Annotated in this window: 17 protein-coding genes; 5 read left to right on the plus strand and 12 right to left on the minus strand. The window is 68.0% G+C overall.

Annotated elements, in window-relative coordinates:
* The 10 genes from Q9R47_RS23820 to grpE all read right to left on the minus strand — a co-directional run.
* Positions 1-1,234: FimV/HubP family polar landmark protein (locus tag Q9R47_RS23820; protein WP_311235580.1), on the minus strand; the 1,234-nt coding region annotated here is incomplete at its 3' end.
* A 274-nt stretch (positions 1,235-1,508) separates the two neighbouring features.
* Positions 1,509-2,639 (minus strand): aspartate-semialdehyde dehydrogenase, encoded by a 1,131-nt coding sequence (gene asd, locus Q9R47_RS23825; protein ID WP_311235581.1) that lies wholly within the window; start codon positions 2,637-2,639, stop codon positions 1,509-1,511.
* A gap of 343 nt (positions 2,640-2,982) precedes the next feature.
* Entirely contained in the window at positions 2,983-4,053 is a 1,071-nt protein-coding gene (leuB, locus tag Q9R47_RS23830) for a 3-isopropylmalate dehydrogenase (RefSeq protein WP_311235582.1), read from the minus strand.
* Positions 4,054-4,099: 46 nt separating this feature from the next.
* Positions 4,100-4,753, minus strand: coding sequence for a 3-isopropylmalate dehydratase small subunit (leuD, locus tag Q9R47_RS23835; RefSeq protein ID WP_311235583.1), 654 nt, complete (start codon positions 4,751-4,753; stop codon positions 4,100-4,102).
* 22 nt (positions 4,754-4,775) lie between these two features.
* Positions 4,776-4,901 (minus strand): entericidin A/B family lipoprotein, encoded by a 126-nt coding sequence (locus Q9R47_RS23840; protein ID WP_311235584.1) that lies wholly within the window; start codon positions 4,899-4,901, stop codon positions 4,776-4,778.
* An 11-nt stretch (positions 4,902-4,912) separates the two neighbouring features.
* Positions 4,913-6,334, minus strand: coding sequence for a 3-isopropylmalate dehydratase large subunit (leuC, locus tag Q9R47_RS23845; protein ID WP_311235585.1), 1,422 nt, complete (start codon positions 6,332-6,334; stop codon positions 4,913-4,915).
* A 69-nt stretch (positions 6,335-6,403) separates the two neighbouring features.
* Entirely contained in the window at positions 6,404-7,348 is a 945-nt protein-coding gene (locus tag Q9R47_RS23850; protein WP_311235586.1) for a LysR family transcriptional regulator, read from the minus strand.
* A 193-nt stretch (positions 7,349-7,541) separates the two neighbouring features.
* Positions 7,542-8,678, minus strand: coding sequence for a molecular chaperone DnaJ (gene dnaJ / locus Q9R47_RS23855; RefSeq protein ID WP_311235587.1), 1,137 nt, complete (start codon positions 8,676-8,678; stop codon positions 7,542-7,544).
* Positions 8,679-8,785: 107 nt separating this feature from the next.
* Positions 8,786-10,753 carry a molecular chaperone DnaK gene (gene dnaK / locus Q9R47_RS23860; RefSeq protein ID WP_311235588.1) on the minus strand — a complete coding sequence of 656 codons (1,968 nt, stop codon included), beginning with the start codon at positions 10,751-10,753 and terminating at the stop codon, positions 8,786-8,788.
* Between the two features lie 124 nt (positions 10,754-10,877).
* The gene (grpE, locus tag Q9R47_RS23865; protein ID WP_311235589.1) at positions 10,878-11,447 is read right to left on the minus strand and encodes a nucleotide exchange factor GrpE; all 570 of its coding nucleotides are present in this window, start codon (positions 11,445-11,447) and stop codon (positions 10,878-10,880) included.
* 239 nt (positions 11,448-11,686) lie between these two features.
* Between grpE and rpsF the strand changes: the two genes are divergently transcribed.
* The 5 genes from rpsF to dnaB all read left to right on the plus strand — a co-directional run bounded on the left by rpsF (position 11,687) and on the right by dnaB (position 14,780).
* Positions 11,687-12,064, plus strand: coding sequence for a 30S ribosomal protein S6 (rpsF, locus tag Q9R47_RS23870; protein ID WP_011794371.1), 378 nt, complete (start codon positions 11,687-11,689; stop codon positions 12,062-12,064).
* A 22-nt stretch (positions 12,065-12,086) separates the two neighbouring features.
* Entirely contained in the window at positions 12,087-12,383 is a 297-nt protein-coding gene (gene priB, locus Q9R47_RS23875) for a primosomal replication protein N (RefSeq protein ID WP_107158958.1), read from the plus strand.
* 19 nt (positions 12,384-12,402) lie between these two features.
* Positions 12,403-12,684: a 30S ribosomal protein S18 gene (gene rpsR / locus Q9R47_RS23880; RefSeq protein WP_011794373.1), complete on the plus strand. Its 282-nt coding sequence runs from the start codon at positions 12,403-12,405 to the stop codon at positions 12,682-12,684.
* Between the two features lie 12 nt (positions 12,685-12,696).
* Positions 12,697-13,149 (plus strand): 50S ribosomal protein L9, encoded by a 453-nt coding sequence (gene rplI, locus Q9R47_RS23885; RefSeq protein WP_311235590.1) that lies wholly within the window; start codon positions 12,697-12,699, stop codon positions 13,147-13,149.
* A gap of 203 nt (positions 13,150-13,352) precedes the next feature.
* A complete protein-coding gene (gene dnaB, locus Q9R47_RS23890) occupies positions 13,353-14,780 on the plus strand; it encodes a replicative DNA helicase (RefSeq protein ID WP_311235591.1) in 1,428 nt (475 codons plus the stop codon).
* 72 nt (positions 14,781-14,852) lie between these two features.
* Here the strand turns inward: dnaB and Q9R47_RS23895 are convergent, their stop codons facing one another.
* Both Q9R47_RS23895 and Q9R47_RS23900 read right to left on the minus strand, forming a co-directional pair.
* Positions 14,853-15,263, minus strand: coding sequence for a hypothetical protein (locus Q9R47_RS23895; RefSeq protein ID WP_311235592.1), 411 nt, complete (start codon positions 15,261-15,263; stop codon positions 14,853-14,855).
* A gap of 3 nt (positions 15,264-15,266) precedes the next feature.
* Positions 15,267-16,842: PhoH family protein (locus Q9R47_RS23900; protein ID WP_311235593.1), on the minus strand; the 1,576-nt coding region annotated here is incomplete at its 5' end.

Raw genomic sequence — 16,842 nt, forward strand, 5'->3', positions numbered from 1 at the left:
TGCCGGCGGGCACGGCCACGCGGCCCGGAGCGGAAGCCGCGGGCGCCGGCGCGGGCGCGCCGGCCGGCGCCGAAGCGGCACCCAGCTGGTTCAGGTCCGAAATGTTCTTGGACAGCTCGGCCATGCGGGCGGAGGCCTGGTCGGCCTGCTTCTCGCGCGCCAGCCGTTCCTCGGCGGCGCGCTGGCCCTGGACCGCGCCCTTGGAGAGGGTGAGCTTGTCGGGTGCCGCGGTGGCGGGCTTGCGGTCTTCGACCTGCGCCTGCACCCGGCCGCTGGCCGAGCGCTCGGCGGCGGCGACCCCGGCGGCGGGCGCGGCGCCGGCCAGGCGGCGCCGGAATTCGTTGAAGTCGCGGCTCTGCGCGGCGATGATCTGCCGCGCCTGCGCGGGCGGCGTGGCCTGTGCCTGGGCCGCGTCGGGCATCTGCAGCACGGCGCCGGACTTCACGCGGTTCACGTTGCCGCCGATGAAGGCCTCCGGATTGGCGCGCATCATCGCGACCAGCATCTGGTCGAGCGACACGCCCGCGGGGCGGTTCGCGCTCGCCAGCCGGCCGGCGGTGTCTCCCGGGCGCACCACCACGCTATCGGGCGCGGAGGGTGCGGGCGCGGGCGTGCTGGCCACCGCGGGCGCTGGCGCCCGGGCGGGCCGCGGCGCGGCGGCCGCTGCCTCTGCGGGACGCGGCGCCGCCGCCGGTGCGGTGCGGGGAGATTCGGAAGCCGTGACCGACGGTGCGGGTGCGGGAACCGGGGCCGGCGCGGGCGCGGGAGCCGAACGGGGCGCCGGAGCGGCCTGCGCCGCGACCGTCGGGGCGGGCGTCTCCCGGCGCGTGGCGGGCGGGTCCAGCAGCAGCGTGTAGCTGCGCACCAGCTGGCCGGCATTCCAGCTGGTGTCGAGCACCAGGTCCACGAACGGGTCGTTGACGGGGCGGCTGGTGGTCAGGCGCAGCACCATCCGGCCGTCCGGGCGGCGCTGCAGCTGCACCTGCAGGTCGCTGATCGCGGGCGACGGCTCCAGCCCCTGGGCCCGGTAGGCCTGCGGCAGCGCGGCGACGGCACGCAGGGAGTCGGCCTCGGCCGGCGTGATTTCCGGCAGGTCGATCTCGGCCCGCAGGGGTTCGCCGAGCGCGGACTGGACGGTGAGGCGCCCGAGGGCGAGTGCGCTGGCATCGGTGGCGTAGAAGCTGGCCGAGGCGAGGGCCGCGGCGGCCAGAGCAGATAGTTTCCAACGATGCATGTGTGCCATCAGCCGATCAGGTTGAGCCGTCGCGAAAAGCGCGGAAGCGGGATGTAGACCCGGTTCCGCGCCTTCGCGTGAAAATATGTAAAAAGCACCATAGCATCAATGTTTTGCAGTGACAAGCGAGGTGCGCGCACGTCCGCAGCGGTGCCCCGAAGCACCGTGCTGGCGGCCATTTTCGGCTGTTGTCGTAGGACAACGACTCGTAACAAAGCGTGCCAGGAATCACCGGCGGCGGTTACGTACCGGCCGCCGGCGGATCCGGGTCGGATCAGGCTTCCAGCAGGATGCGCAGCATGCGGCGCAGCGGTTCCGCGGCACCCCACAGCAGCTGGTCGCCGATGGTGAACGCGCCGATGTAATCGGGGCCCATGGCGAGCTGGCGGATGCGGCCCACCGGGATGGTCATGGTGCCGGTCACGGCGACGGGGGTCAGGTCGCGGAGCGTCGCTTCACGCGTGTTCGGCACCACCTTCACCCACTCGTTGTCGGCGGCGATCATCGCCTCGATGTCGGCCACCGGCACATGCTTCTTCAGCTTGAAGGTCAGCGCCTGGCTGTGGCAGCGCATGGCGCCCACGCGCACGCAGAAGCCGTCCACCGGCACCGCCTGGGAGCCGAAGCCTTCGCCCTGGCCGAGGATCTTGTTGGTCTCGGCCATGCCCTTCCACTCTTCCTTGGACATGCCGTTGCCCAGGTCCTTGTCGATCCAGGGAATCAGGCTGCCGCCCAGCGGCACGCCGAAGTTGGCCGTTTCGGCTTCGGAGAGGCTGCGCTGCCTGGCGATGACCTTGCGGTCGATCTCCAGGATGGCGCTCTTCGGGTCGTCCAGCAGCGGGCGCACTTCGGCGTTCAGCGTGCCGTACTGCGTGAGCAGCTCGCGCATGTGCTGCGCGCCGCCGCCGCTGGCCGCCTGGTAGGTCTGGGTGCTCATCCACTCGACCAGGCCGGCCTTGTAGAGCGCACCCACGCCCATCAGCATGCAGCTCACGGTGCAGTTGCCGCCGATCCAGTTGGTGCCGCCCTTGGCGAGCGCGTCCTTGATGACGGGCATGTTCACCGGATCGAGCACGATCACGGCGTCGTCCTTCATGCGCAGCGTCGAGGCCGCGTCGATCCAGTGGCCCTTCCAGCCGGCTTCGCGCAGCTTGGGGAACACTTCGCTCGTGTAGTCGCCGCCCTGGGCGGTGAGGATGATGTCGCAGCGCTTCAGGGCGTTGATGTCGAACGCGTCCTGCAGCGTGGTCTCGTTGCGGGCCTGGGCGGGCGCCTTGCCCCCGGCATTCGACGTGGAGAAGAACAGCGGCTCGATCAGGCCGAAATCGCCCTCGGCCTGCATGCGATCCATGAGAACAGAGCCGACCATGCCGCGCCAGCCGACCAGACCTACCAACTTGCTCATTTTCAACACCCCTGAAGTTAACGAAGAAACAATGCCCGACCGGGACTGTTCCTGCCCCGGCTCGTCTGGGCCAGGAGGGGCGCACGACGATACCGGAGCTGGATCAGCCCGTAATGGTCGTGGTTTTGGTGGTGATTGCGCGCACGGCCACGCCTGCCAGGGCGGCAGAAGCGGTGTTCAGGGCGAACGGGCGGACGGCAAACATGGAGCAGGATTGTAGTGCAACCCCTGCGTATGCGTGTTGTGCATCCGGCCATGCGTGTTGCTCCAACGCGCCATCGCGCTGCGTTCCCATGAAAAAAGCGGCCCGCAGGCCGCTTCGAGGGAATGGCGGGGCGGCAGGTCAGCCCAGCGCCTTCACCACCGCATCGCCCATCTGGGCGGTGCCGACCTTGTTCGTGCCTTCGCTCCAGATGTCGGGCGTGCGCAGGCCCTGCGCCAGCACCTTCTGCACCGCGGCCTCGATGCGCTGCGCTGCGGCTTCCTGGTTCAGGCTGAAGCGCAGCATCATCGCGGCCGACAGGATCGTGGCCAGCGGATTGGCGACGCCCTTGCCGGCGATGTCCGGCGCGCTGCCGTGGCTGGGTTCGTAGAGGCCCTGGTTCTTCGCGTTCAGGCTGGCCGAGGGCAGCATGCCGATGGAGCCCGTGAGCATCGAAGCCTCGTCCGAGAGGATGTCGCCGAACATGTTGCCGGTGACCACCACGTCGAACGCCTTGGGCGCCTTCACCAGCTGCATGGCGGCGTTGTCCACGTACATGTGCTGCAGCTCCACGTCCGGGTACTGCTGGCCCACTTCGGTGACCACGTCCTTCCAGAACTGGAAGGTCTCCAGCACGTTGGCCTTGTCCACGCTCGTGACCTTCTTGCTGCGCTTGCGCGCGGCCTGGAAGGCGACGTGGGCGATGCGCTCGATCTCCGGCTTCGAGTAGCGCATGGTGTCGAAGGCTTCCTCGGCGCCGGGGAAGTGGCCGTCCACCGCCGTGCGGCGGCCGCGCGGCTGGCCGAAGTAGATGTCGCCCGTCAGCTCGCGGATGATCAGGATGTCCAGGCCCGCGATCAGTTCGGGCTTCAGGCTGGAGGCCCCCACCAGCTGCTCGTAGCAGATGGCCGGGCGGAAGTTGGCGAACAGGCCCAGGTTCTTGCGCAGGCCCAGGATGGCCTGCTCGGGGCGCAGCGGGCGGTCGAGCTTGTCGTACTTCCAGTCGCCCACGGCGCCGAACAGCGTGGCATCGGCCTCCTGGGCGAGCTTCAGCGTGGCCTCGGGCAGGGGGTGGCCGTGCGCCTCGTAGGCCGCGCCGCCGACCAGCGCCGACTCCATCTCGAACGGCAGGTCGAGCGCGTCGAGCACCTTCACGGCCTCGGCCACGATTTCCGGTCCGATGCCGTCGCCCGGCAGAACTGCGATTTTCATTGGGATGTCTCTTGATAAGAAAAAAGGGGGCGGGGAGGGCCGGGTCTCAGCCCGGCATGGTGTGCGCGAGCCACGGCTTGGTGGCCAGCCGCTCGGCCTCGAAGGCGCGGATCTTGTCGGACTGGCGCAGCGTGAGGCCGATGTCGTCGAATCCGTTGAGCAGGCAGTACTTGCGGAAGGCGTTCACCTCGAACGGGATCTCCTCGCCCTGCGGCCGCACGATGACCTGGCGCTCCAGGTCCACCGTCAGCTCGTAGCCCGGGAAGGCGTGCACCGCGTCGAACAGCTCGGAGACCGTGGCCTCGGGCAGCACGATGGGCAGCAGGCCGTTCTTGAAGCTGTTGTTGAAGAAGATGTCGGCGAAGCTCGGCGCGATGATCGCGCGGAAGCCGTACTGGTCCAGCGCCCAGGGCGCGTGCTCGCGGCTCGATCCGCAGCCGAAGTTCTTGCGCGCCAGCAGGATCGAGGCGCCCGCGTAGCGCGGCTGGTTCAGCACGAAGTCCGGGTTGGGCTTGCGGGCCGATTCCGGCACGCCGGGCTGGCCCGGCTGGTCGAGGTAGCGCCATTCGTCGAACAGGTTGGGACCGAAGCCCGTCTTCTTGATCGACTTGAGGAATTGCTTGGGGATGATCGCGTCGGTGTCGACGTTCTCGCGGTCCATGGGGGCCACGAGGCCCTTGTGCACGGTGAATTTCTGCATGGAGGTTCCTTGGTTCCTGGGCTTATCGGGCGGCGCGCTCGATGGCGCTGCCGGCGCGCTGCACGTCCTGGCCCATGCCCTTGACGGTGTTGCAGCCGGCCAGCAGGCAGGCCAGCGCGACGGCGGCGAGCGATACGGTCGTCTTCATGTCGGCGGCCCTCAGGCGAATTGGCGCACGTCCACGAAGTGCCCGTGCACGGCCGCGGCCGCGGCCATCGCGGGGCTGACCAGGTGGGTGCGCCCGCCCGCGCCCTGGCGGCCTTCGAAGTTGCGGTTGCTGGTGGAGGCGCAGCGCTCGCCCGGCTCCAGCCGGTCGGCGTTCATCGCCAGGCACATGGAGCAGCCCGGCTCGCGCCACTCGAAGCCCGCGGCCTTGAAGATCTCGTGCAGGCCTTCGCGCTCGGCCTGTTCCTTCACGAGGCCCGAACCCGGCACCACCATCGCCACCTTCACGTTGCGCGCCACCTTCTGGCCGAGCTTCTTCACCACGGCGGCGGCCTCGCGCATGTCCTCGATGCGGCTGTTGGTGCAGCTGCCGATGAAGATCTTGTCCACGAAGATGTCGGCCAGCGGCTTGCCGGGCTCCAGGTTCATGTAGGTGAGCGCGCGCTCGATGGCGCCGCGCTTGTTCGGGTCCTTTTCCTTGTCCGGATCGGGCACGCGGCCGTCGATGCCCAGCACCATCTCGGGCGAGGTGCCCCAGGTCACCTGCGGCACGATCGCCGTCGCGTCGAGCTCGACCACCGTGTCGAAGTGCGCATCCGCGTCGGAATGCAGCGTCTTCCAGTAGGCGACGGCCTGGTCCCATTCCACGCCCTTGGGCGAGAGCGGCCGGTTCTTCACGTACTCGATGGTCTTGTCGTCCACCGCCACGAGGCCCGCGCGCGCTCCGCCCTCGATGGCCATGTTGCAGACCGTCATGCGGCCTTCCATGCTGAGCGCGCGGATGGCGCTGCCGGCGAACTCGATCGTGTAGCCGGTGCCGCCGGCCGTGCCGATCCTGCCGATGATCGCCAGCACGATGTCCTTGGCCGTCACGCCGCGCGCCACCTGGCCCTCGACGCGGATCAGCATGTTCTTCGCCTTCTTGGCCAGCAGCGTCTGGGTGGCCATCACGTGCTCCACCTCGCTCGTGCCGATGCCGTGCGCCAGCGCGCCGAACGCGCCGTGGGTGCTGGTGTGGCTGTCGCCGCAGACCACCGTCATGCCGGGCAGCGTGGCGCCGTTCTCGGGGCCGATCACGTGGACGATGCCCTGCCGCTTGCTCATGAACGGGAAGAACGCCGCGGCGCCCACCTCGGCGATGTTCTTGTCGAGCGTGGTGATCTGCTCCTTGCTGATCGGATCGGCGATGCCGTCGTAGCCGCGCTCCCAGCCGGTGGTGGGCGTGTTGTGGTCGGCCGTGGCGACGATCGAGCTCACGCGCCAGACCTTGCGGCCCGCCTGCCGGATGCCCTCGAACGCCTGCGGGCTGGTCACTTCGTGCACCAGATGGCGGTCGATGTAGAGGATGGACGTGCCGTCTTCCTCGGTATGGACGACGTGCTCGTCCCAGATCTTGTCGTAGAGGGTGCGTCCCATGGTGTTCTCTCTCGTGGGCTGGTTCAAAAGTGGGGTGGAAGGATGCGGGAAAACGCTGTTCTTGTTAATTCATCCGGCGGGGCCCTGGTGCCGGTCGGGCGGGGCGAGGTGGTCGGCCAGCAGGCGCGCCGTGACGGACAGGCTGCCGAAGTCGCGCGCCACCAGCTTGAGCGAGCGCTCCGCCCAGGGTTCGTCCAGCGCGATCGGCTGCAGGTGGCCCACGCCGCGCATCAGGGCGAAAGCCCGGTCGGGCAGCAGCCCGATGCCCAGGCCGTTGTCGATCATGCGGCACATGGCGTCGAGCCCGGTCACCTGGATGCGCTGGCGCAGCGGCCGGCCGGACCGCGCGGCGCCGCGCCGCATGGCCAGGCTGATGCTGCTGTTGGCCTGCAGGCCGACGATGTCCCAGTCGAGCACGTCCTCGAAGCGCACCGCGTCGCGGCCGGCCAGCGCATGCCCCGCGGGGACGACCAGCACCAGCCGGTCGCTGCGGTAGCTGCGGCTCTGCAGTTCCTGTGGCTGGGCGCCGCCGTCGCCGGCATGGCACAGGCCCAGGTCGGCCGCGCCGTCGCGCACCGCCTGCAGCACGTCGGGGCTCAGGTGTTCCTGCAGGTCGATCTTGACCTCGGCATGCCCGCGCGCGAAGGCGCCCAGGTCTTCCGGAAGGAACTGCACGATGGCGGAAATGTTGGCGTGCACGCGCACGTGGCCGCGCACGCCCTCGGCATACTCGCCCAGCTCGGCCTGCATGCGCTCCAGTCCGAAGAGCACGGTGCGGGCATGGTGCAGCAGGCTTTCGCCGGCCGGCGTGAGCGCCACGCCGCGGCTGTGGCGGTAGAGCAGGGGCGAGCCCACGGCCGCCTCCAGGTCCGACAGCCGCTTGCTCACGGCCGAGGCCGCGATGAATTCCCGTTCCGCCGCGCGCCCGATGCTGCCCAGTTCGCAGACGGCCACGAACAGCTGCAGCGACGTCAGGTCGATGCGGCGTGCGAGGTGGCGGTCGTGGGCTTTCATGGCGGGTAGGGCAGCTTGGCTTCTTCTATCGAGAAGGCCGGATGCCATTGTCCTACTGTGGGCGCCGTGCAGCCATCGCGGAACGCGACGTCGTCCATCGCGATGGCGGAGGGGAGGGGCGGGGGGATAGGGGCGCAAAAAAAGCCGCCCGGCGCCATGCGCGGGGCGGCTCGGTGGCACGGAGCCATGCGGATCAGGTGAAGAGGTTCTTCAGCCGGTCGGTCCAGCTCTCGCCGCTGGGCGAATGCTTGCCGCCGCCCTTCTTGAGGGAGTCTTCCAGCTCGCGCAGCAGCTTGCGCTGGTGCTCGGTCAGCTTCACGGGCGTTTCCACCACGATGTGGCAGTACAGGTCGCCCGGGTAGCTGGCGCGCACGCCCTTGATCCCCTTGCCGCGCAGACGGAACTGCTTGCCGGCCTGGGTGCCTTCGGGAATGTCGATCGCGGCCTTGCCCTGCAGCGTCGGCACCTCGATCTCGCCGCCGAGCGCCGCGGTGATGAAGCTCACCGGCACCTGGCAGTGCAGGTCGTCGCCGTCGCGCTCGAAGATGTCGTGCTTCTTGAGGCGGATCTCGATGTAGAGGTCGCCCGGCGGGCCGCCGTTCGTGCCCGGCTCGCCGTTGCCGACGCTGCGGATGCGCATGCCGTCGTCGATGCCGGCGGGAATCTTCACTTCCAGCGTCTTCTGCTTCTTCACCCGGCCCTGGCCGTGGCAGGTGGTGCAGGGCTCGGGAATGATCTTGCCCGTGCCGCGGCAGTGCGGGCAGGTCTGCTGCACGCTGAAGAAGCCCTGGCGCATCTGCACCGTGCCCGTTCCCGAGCAGGTGGTGCAGGTCTTGGCGCTGGTGCCGGGCTTGGCGCCGCTGCCGTGGCAGGTCTCGCAGTTCTCCCAGGAGGGAATGCGGATCTGCGCTTCCTTGCCCTTGGCGGCCTCTTCCAGCGAGATCTCCATCGCGTAGCTGAGGTCGTTGCCGCGGTACACCTGCCGGCCGCCGCCGGCACCGCGCCGGCCGCCAAACATGTCGCCGAAGATGTCGCCGAAGGCTTCCGCGAAGCCGCCGAAGCCTTCCGCGCCCGCGCCGCCGGGGCCGCGCATGTTCGGGTCCACGCCGGCATGGCCGAACTGGTCGTAGGCCGCGCGCTTCTGCGGATCGGAGAGCATCTCGTAGGCCTCCTTGGCCTCCTTGAACTTCTCCTCGGCCGGCTTGGCGGCATCACCCTGGTTGCGGTCCGGGTGGTGCTTCATCGCCAGCTTGCGATAGGCCTTCTTGATCTCGTCGTCCGAGGCGTTCTTCGGAACGCCCAGGACCTCGTAAAAGTCTCTTTTGGACATGGTGTTTCCGGGTCCGTTGGGAACAGGAACGCCGCGCTGGCCCTGGGAAAGGGCCCGGCGCGGCGGCTATGGAAGGCACGCGCTCCGGGTCGGTGCGCGCGGCGTGGTCAGCCCTTCTTGACTTCCTTCACTTCGGCGTCCACCACGTTGTCGTCGTGCGGCGCAGCCGAGGCGCCACCGGCGGAGGACGATGCCTGCTGGCCCGCGGCCGGGCCGGCTTCCGCGCCGGCACCTGCTGCCGCGGCAGCCGCCTGCGCGTCGGCATACATCTTCTCGCCGAGCTTCTGGCTGGCGGACATCAGCGCCGTCGTCTTCTCGTCGATGGCGGCCTTGTCCTCGCCCTTCAGGGCTTCTTCGAGGGCCTTGACGGCCGCCTCGATCTGCTCCTTCTCGCCGACGTCGAGCTTGTCGCCGTGCTCGGAGAGGCTCTTCGTCACGCTGTGGACGGCGGCCTCGCCCTGGTTGCGGGCCTGCACCAGTTCGAGCTTCTTCTTGTCGTCCGCGGCGTTCAGCTCGGCATCCTTCACCATCTTCTGGATCTCGTCCTCGGACAGGCCCGAGTTCGCCTTGATGGTGATCTTGTTCTCCTTGCCCGTGCCCTTGTCCTTGGCGCTCACGTGCAGGATGCCGTTGGCGTCGATGTCGAAGGCCACCTCGATCTGCGGCACGCCGCGGCCGGCCGGCGGAATGCCTTCCAGGTTGAACTCGCCCAGCAGCTTGTTGGCGCTGGCGATCTCGCGCTCGCCCTGGAACACCTTGATCGTCACGGCCGGCTGGTTGTCGTCGGCGGTGGAGAAGGTCTGCGCGAACTTCGTCGGGATCGTGGTGTTCTTCGTGATCATCTTGGTCATCACGCCGCCCAGGGTCTCGATGCCCAGCGACAGCGGGGTGACGTCCAGCAGCAGCACGTCCTTGCGGTCACCCGAGAGCACCTGGCCCTGGATGGCGGCGCCCACGGCCACGGCCTCGTCGGGGTTCACGTCCTTGCGCGGCTCCTTGCCGAAGAACTCCTTGACCTTCTCCTGCACCTTGGGCATGCGGCTCATGCCGCCCACCAGGATCACGTCGTGGATGTCGGACACGCTGATGCCGGCATCCTTGATGGCCGTGCGGCAGGGCGCGATCGTGCGCTCGATCAGCTCGTCCACCAGGCTTTCCAGCTTGGCGCGGGTCAGCTTGATGTTCAGATGCTTGGGGCCCGAAGCGTCGGCCGTGATGTAGGGCAGGTTGATGTCGGTCGATGCGGAGGACGACAGCTCGATCTTGGCCTTCTCGGCGGCTTCCTTCAGGCGCTGCAGGGCCAGCACGTCCTTCGACAGGTCGACGCCTTGCTCTTTCTTGAACTCGCCGATGATGTAGTCGATGATGCGCTGGTCGAAGTCCTCGCCGCCCAGGAACGTGTCGCCGTTGGTGGACAGCACTTCGAACTGCTTCTCGCCGTCGACGTCCGCGATCTCGATGATGGACACGTCGAACGTGCCGCCGCCCAGGTCATACACGGCGATCTTGCGGTCGCCCTTTTCCTGCTTGTCGAGGCCGAACGCCAGGGCCGCGGCCGTGGGCTCGTTGATGATGCGCTTGACGTCCAGGCCCGCGATGCGGCCGGCGTCCTTGGTGGCCTGGCGCTGGGCGTCGTTGAAGTACGCCGGCACCGTGATCACGGCCTCGGTGACGGGCTCGCCCAGGTAGTCCTCGGCGGTCTTCTTCATCTTGCGCAGCACTTCGGCGCTGATCTGCGGCGGGGCCAGCTTGTTGCCGCGCACTTCCACCCACGCGTCGCCGTTGTCCGCCTTGGCGATCGTGTAGGGCATGAGGTCGATGTCCTTCTGGACTTCCTTTTCCTCGAACTTGCGGCCGATCAGGCGCTTGGCGGCGTAGATGGTGTTCTTGGGGTTCGTCACGGCCTGGCGCTTGGCCGAGGCGCCGACGAGGATCTCGCCGTCTTCCTGGTAGGCGATGATGGACGGGGTGGTGCGGGCGCCTTCGCTGTTCTCGATCACGCGGGTCGTGTTGCCCTCCATGATGGCGACGCAGCTATTGGTGGTGCCCAGGTCGATACCGATGATTTTTCCCATGTTTTTCTCCGCGATTCTTGAAGGATTTGGATAGCCAGTAACTGTGGATAACTTGTCCGGCTTCAAGCCGTCTGCGCCGGGATTTTCGTGTTCCGCGGCGCGCGGCAGGGGCCGGGGCGGCGCATCACTTCGGTGCCGCCACCGTGACCAGGGCCGGGCGCAGCACGCGGTCGGCGATGACGTAACCCCGCTGCAGCACGGCCACGACGGTGTTGGCCTCCTGCTCGGCGGGCACCATGCTGATGGCCTGGTGCTGGTGGGGATCGAATTTCTCGCCGGCCGCCGGCTGGATCGCCAGCACCTTGTTGCGCTCGAGCGCCGAGGTGAGCTGGCGCAGCGTGGCGTCGGTGCCTTCGCGCAGCTGTTCGATCGTGGCGTCCTTGATCGCGAGCGCCGCGGTCAGGCTGTCGGCCACGGGCAGCAGGCTCTCGGCGAAGCTCTCGATCCCGAACTTGCGGGCCTTGGAGACTTCCTCCTCCGCGCGGCGCCGGGCGTTCTCGGCCTCGGCCTTGGCCCGCAGGAACTGGTCGGCGAGGTCGGCGCTCTTGGCCTTGAGTTCCGCCAGTTCGTTCTGCAGGCGGCCCAGCTCGTCCGCCGCGTGCGCGGACATGCTCGCTTCCACGGCTTCGGGGCTGTCGGACGGGGCCGCAGCCGAAGCGGCGTTCTGGGGGGCTGAATGCTGTTGATCGGACATGTCGGTTGTTCTGGGGTTGTAAGTGAATGAACGATGACGCACGGCACCTGGGTGCAAAGGCGGGGATTTCAAGCGAAGTTCCGCCATATTCCGGCTTCTGCGTCCCGGAAAGGGCCGAAGCGCGGCGCAGCAGCCCAGGGAGTGTACAAGCCCGCAGGGCCTACGCTATAATCGCCGGCTTTGCCTTGCCACACTGCTTCACATGACGCGGCGGGTGGCTCATCCCAGAAGGAGATTGCATGCGTCACTACGAAATCATCTTGCTGATCCACCCGGATCAAAGCGAACAGGTTCCAGCCATGCTGGAGCGCTACAAGGGCATGATCACCGCCGGCGGCGGCAAGATCCACCGCGTGGAAGACTGGGGCCGCCGTCAGCTGGCCTACATGATCAACAAGCTCGCCAAGGCCCACTACCTGTGCGTGAACATCGAGGCCGATCAGGCCGTGATGGCCGAGCTGGAGCATGCCTTCAAGTTCAACGACGCCGTCCTGCGCCACCTGACCGTGGTGAAGAAGAAGGCCGAGACCGGTGCTTCGTCGATGATGAAGACCGTCGAGCGCGAAGAGGCACGCAAGGCCAGCCAGGCCGAGTTCGCCGCCGCCAACGAGCGCTGATCCGACCGCTTCCCCGGGAGCTGTGGAACCCCGCAACAGCGTGACGCTGACGGCCTGCATCGCGGAGACGAAACCTCTGCGGTACACACCGGCCGGCCTGCCCGCCCTGGATTTGAAGCTCGAGCACGGCTCGAAGCAGTCCGAGGCCGGCGTGCAGCGCGATGTCGCGGCGGTGGTGAAGGCGGTGGCCTTCGGCGCATTGGCCGAACGCCTCGCCCGGCAGGCACTGGGCAGCCTCTGGACATTCCAGGGCTTCCTCGCCACGCCGCGCAACGCCAAGACACTGGTGTTCCACGTCCAGGACATTCAACAAGATTAATTTTCAAGAGGCTTCCCAAATGGCCACGTTCAAGAAATTCAACAAGGACAAGCGTCCGAAGCGCAACACCCAGTCGCTGCTGTTCAAGCGCAAGCGCTTCTGCCGCTTCACCGTCGCCGGCGTCGAAGAGATCGACTACAAGGATGTCGACACGCTGCGTGACTTCATCGCCGAAAACGGCAAGATCATCCCCGCGCGCCTGACCGGCACGCGTGCCATCTACCAGCGTCAGCTGAACACCGCCATCAAGCGCGCGCGCTTCCTGGCCCTGGTGCCCTACAGCGACCAGCACAAGATCTGAGGAGCAAGAGCCATGCAAATCATCCTGCTCGACAAAGTGGTCAACCTCGGCAACCTGGGCGAAATCGTCAAGGTCAAGGACGGCTACGCACGCAACTTCCTGATCCCCTCGGGCCGCGCACGCCGCGCCACCGAAGCCAACAAGGCCGAATTCGAAGCCAAGCGCGCCGAACTCGAGAAGGCTGCCGCCGCCAAGCTGGCTGAAGCCCAGGGCCAGGGCGAAAAGCTCGGCGGCACGACCGTCAAGCTGACGCAGAAGGCTGGCGTGGACGGCCGCCTGTTCGGCTCCGTCACCAACCACGACATCGCCGAAGAGCTGAACAAGCAAGGCTACCAGGTGGCCAAGTCGCAGGTCCGCCTGCCGAACGGTCCGATCAAGACCGTGGGCGACTCCACCGTGAGCGTGGCCCTGCACACCGACGTGGTGGTGGAAGTCACCGTGTCCGTGTACGGCGAAACCGCCTGACGCGACGCAGCGCGCGGAAGGTTTCTCCCTGCCGCTGGCGCATGCCGGCAAAGGCCGCCCCCCGGGCGGCTTTTGCGTTTCTGGCGCTGCATTCCATGCACCGCCCGTCCACCGGCTGTGAACGGCTTGTCCACAGACTTGTCCCCTGACCGACGGCCTTCCCGTGCGCTGCGGCCCACGGGGCGCCCCAAGGATCGATTGCCATGAGTTCCGACTTTCCTCCCATCCTCGAATCCGATTTCGCGCCCGCGCCCGCGTCCCCGGTCGACCAGGAGGTGGCCCGGCTGCGCGTGCCTCCCCATTCGCTGGAGGCCGAATCCAGCGTGCTGGGAGGGCTGCTGCTCGACAACATGGCCTGGGACCGCGTGGGCGACCTGCTGGTCGACGGCGACTTCTATCGGCACGAGCACCAGCTGATCTACTCGGCCATCGGCAAACTGGTGAACGCCAGCAAGCCGGCCGACGTGATCACCGTGTTCGGGGAGCTGCAGACCCTGGGCAAGTCCGACGAGATCGGAGGGCTGGCCTATCTCAACAGCCTGGCGCAGTACGTGCCCAGCGCCAGCAACATCCGGCGCTACGCGGAGATCGTGCGCGAGCGCTCCATCCTGCGCAAACTGGTCACGGCGAGCGACGAGATCTCCACCACGGCCTTCAATCCCCAGGGGAAGACGGTCGAAAAGATCCTGGACGAGGCCGAATCCAAGATCTTCGCCATCGGCGAGGAGGGCTCGCGCAACAAGCAGGGCTTCCAGTCGCTCGACACCCTCGTGGTGGACCTGCTGGACCAGGTGCAGGAGATGGCGGACAACCCGATGGACGTGACCGGCGTGCCCACCGGCTTCGCCGACCTCGACCGCATGACCTCGGGCCTGCAGGCCGGCGACATGATCGTGCTGGCGGCGCGCCCGTCGATGGGCAAGACCTCGTTCGCCGTGAACATCGCCGAACACGTGGCGCTCAACGAGGGCCTGCCCGTGGCCATCTTCTCGATGGAAATGGGCGCCGCCCAGCTGGCCGTGCGTATCGTGGGCTCGATCGGCCGCGTGAACCAGGGCAACCTGCGCACCGGCAAGCTGAGCGACGAGGAGTGGCCGCGCCTGACCGAGGCGATCGAGCGGCTGCGCACCGTGTCGCTGCACATCGACGAGACGCCCGGCCTCACCCCGGGCGAGCTGCGCGCCAATGCCCGGCGCCTGGCGCGCCAGTGCGGCAAGCTCGGCCTGATCGTGGTCGACTACCTGCAGCTCATGAGCGGGTCCGGCTCCTCCAGTTCCGACAACCGGGCCACCGAACTCGGTGAAATCTCCCGGGGCCTGAAGATGCTCGCCAAGGAGCTGCAGTGCCCGGTGATCGCGCTCTCGCAGCTGAACCGCTCGGTGGAGCAGCGCACCGACAAGCGGCCCATGATGTCCGACCTGCGCGAATCCGGCGCCATCGAGCAGGATGCTGACATCATCATGTTCATCTACCGCGACGACTACTACAACAAGGACTCCAAGGAGCCCAACGTGGCCGAGGTCATCATCGGCAAGCAGCGGAACGGCCCCACCGGCACGGTGAAGCTGTTCTTCCAGAAGAACCAGACGCGGTTCGAGAACCTCGCGATGGGGTCGGGCGACGATTTCTGACGCCCCGGCGCGCAGCGATGCGTCCGGCGACCGGCCATGGGCCGATCGCCGTCGCCGCTTGCCGTAGTGGCTTCAGTGCCGCGTGGCGAACCATGCGATGCTGCCCGCCAGCACCACGCCCAGCACCCCGCAGGCCACCGCCAGCCGCTGCGCGCCGATGCGCAGCGCGCTCACGGTGGCGACGAGCTGGGCGTTCTGCTGGGCCAGCTGTTCGATGACCTCCAGGGCCTGGCGCTGCGACTGCTCGAGCGCGAGCACCTGATCCTCCAGCGCGCCGATGCGCTGCAGGGCCAGCTCCTGCGGCGACGGGGCGCCGGATGCTGCCGCCAAACGGGCGGCTTCCTCGTCCGCCCGCGCCTGTTCGGCCTCCCGCGCGCCGCGGCTGCGCAGCAGCCCTTTCGCCGTCTTGATGAGCTGCGGAGAGGCCTCGATCACCTTGTCCCACGGGACCAGCTGCAGCGCGGTGATCCAGCTGATGGCCATGCGTCAGAGCACCTCGCTCGCGAAGTCCGCGAGCCGTGAGCGTTCACCGCGCGCGAGCGTGATGTGCCCGCTGTGCGGCCAGCCCTTGAAGCGGTCCACGGCGTAGGTCAGGCCCGAGGAGCCCTCGGTGAGGTAGGGCGTGTCGATCTGCGCGAGGTTGCCCATGCAGATGATCTTCGTGCCCGGGCCCGCGCGCGTGATCAGCGTCTTCATCTGCTTGGGCGTCAGGTTCTGCGCCTCGTCGATGATGACGTACTTGTTGAGGAAGGTGCGGCCGCGCATGAAGTTCATGCTCTTGATCTTGATGCGGCTGCGGATCAGCTCGTTCGTGGCCGCGCGTCCCCATTCGCCGGCATTGCCGCCGTCGCCCTTGGCGAGGAATTCGAGGTTGTCGTCGAGCGCGCCCATCCACGGGCCCATCTTCTCTTCCTCGGTGCCCGGCAGGAAGCCGATGTCCTCGCCCACGCTCACGGTGGCGCGGGTCATGATGATCTCGGTGTAGCGGCGCTCGTCCAGCACCTGCGTGAGCCCGGCCGCGAGCGCCATCAGCGTCTTGCCGGTGCCGGCCGTGCCGGTGAGGGTGACGAAGTCGACGTCCGGGTCCATGAGCAGGTTCATCGCGAAGTTCTGCTCGCGGTTGCGCGTGTTCACGCCCCAGACGGTGTTCTTGGCCGAGCCGTAGTCCTTGAGGGTCTGCAGCACGGCGGTCTTGTCGCGGATCTCGGTCACGCGCGCGAACAGGCTGGGCTCGCCGGGCGCCTCGAAATACACGAACTGGTTGATCATGAGCTGCGGCACGACCGGTCCGCCGATGCGGTAGTACGTGTGCGCGCCCTGCTGCCAGCTCTCGACGTTCTTGCCGGTCCTGGTCCAGAAATCGGCCGGCAGCGCCAGCAGGCCGGAATAGAGCAGATCGCCGTCTTCCAGGGCCTTGTCGTTCTGGTAGTCCTCCGCATTCAGGCCCAGCGCACGGGCCTTCACGCGCATGTTGATGTCCTTGGACACCAGCACGACCTCGCGCGGCGCGTACTTCTGGCTCAGGGCCTCCACCACGCCGAGGATCTGGTTGTCGGCCTTGCCGACGGGCAGGCTGGTGGGCAGCTGGTAGTCCAGCGGCTCGGTCTGGAAGTAGAGGCAGCCGCCGGCCGCGCGCTGGCCGGTGGAATCCAGCTTGAGGCCGCGCGCGATGTCGGCGCCCTGCGTGGCGACGAGCTGGTCGAGCGTGCGGCTCGCCTGCCGGCCGTTGCGCGCCACCTCGGTCATGCCCTTCTTGTGGCCGTCGAGCTCCTCCAGCACGATCATGGGCAGGAAGATGTCGTGCTCTTCGAAGCGGAAGAGGCTGGTCGGGTCGTGCAGCAGCACGTTGGTGTCCAGCACGAACATCTTCGTGGGGCCGGTGCCGCGCGCCTTGCGCGGGCGGACGGAAGCTTCCGGCGCCGGTGCGGCCGCGTTGGCCGTGCGGCCCGCCGCTGCGTCGGGGGCGGGTGCGCGTGCGGTGACCGGTGCGGCCACCGGTCTGGGAGCGGCGGCCGGGCGCTTCGCGGCGGTGCGCCGCGCTCCCGGGGCGGCAGGTGGCGGC

It is taken from the genome of Acidovorax sp. PRC11, from assembly GCF_031844105.1.
In the GTDB taxonomy this organism is placed as follows: Bacteria; Pseudomonadota; Gammaproteobacteria; order Burkholderiales; family Burkholderiaceae_C; genus Paracidovorax.

What these genes read in the sequence shown, in the direction of transcription:
- leuD (WP_311235583.1), bottom strand. Translation starts at nt 4,753, where the DNA reads ATGCAGAAATTCACCGTGCACAAGGGCCTCGTGGCCCCCATGGACCGC.
- dnaJ (WP_311235587.1), bottom strand. Translation starts at nt 8,678, where the DNA reads ATGTCCAAAAGAGACTTTTACGAGGTCCTGGGCGTTCCGAAGAACGCC.
- rpsR (WP_011794373.1), top strand. Translation starts at nt 12,403, where the DNA reads ATGGCCACGTTCAAGAAATTCAACAAGGACAAGCGTCCGAAGCGCAAC.
- grpE (WP_311235589.1), bottom strand. Translation starts at nt 11,447, where the DNA reads ATGTCCGATCAACAGCATTCAGCCCCCCAGAACGCCGCTTCGGCTGCG.
- Q9R47_RS23850 (WP_311235586.1), bottom strand. Translation starts at nt 7,348, where the DNA reads ATGAAAGCCCACGACCGCCACCTCGCACGCCGCATCGACCTGACGTCG.
- Q9R47_RS23840 (WP_311235584.1), bottom strand. Translation starts at nt 4,901, where the DNA reads ATGAAGACGACCGTATCGCTCGCCGCCGTCGCGCTGGCCTGCCTGCTG.
- Q9R47_RS23895 (WP_311235592.1), bottom strand. Translation starts at nt 15,263, where the DNA reads ATGGCCATCAGCTGGATCACCGCGCTGCAGCTGGTCCCGTGGGACAAG.
- leuB (WP_311235582.1), bottom strand. Translation starts at nt 4,053, where the DNA reads ATGAAAATCGCAGTTCTGCCGGGCGACGGCATCGGACCGGAAATCGTG.
- rplI (WP_311235590.1), top strand. Translation starts at nt 12,697, where the DNA reads ATGCAAATCATCCTGCTCGACAAAGTGGTCAACCTCGGCAACCTGGGC.
- dnaB (WP_311235591.1), top strand. Translation starts at nt 13,353, where the DNA reads ATGAGTTCCGACTTTCCTCCCATCCTCGAATCCGATTTCGCGCCCGCG.
- leuC (WP_311235585.1), bottom strand. Translation starts at nt 6,334, where the DNA reads ATGGGACGCACCCTCTACGACAAGATCTGGGACGAGCACGTCGTCCAT.
- asd (WP_311235581.1), bottom strand. Translation starts at nt 2,639, where the DNA reads ATGAGCAAGTTGGTAGGTCTGGTCGGCTGGCGCGGCATGGTCGGCTCT.
- dnaK (WP_311235588.1), bottom strand. Translation starts at nt 10,753, where the DNA reads ATGGGAAAAATCATCGGTATCGACCTGGGCACCACCAATAGCTGCGTC.
- rpsF (WP_011794371.1), top strand. Translation starts at nt 11,687, where the DNA reads ATGCGTCACTACGAAATCATCTTGCTGATCCACCCGGATCAAAGCGAA.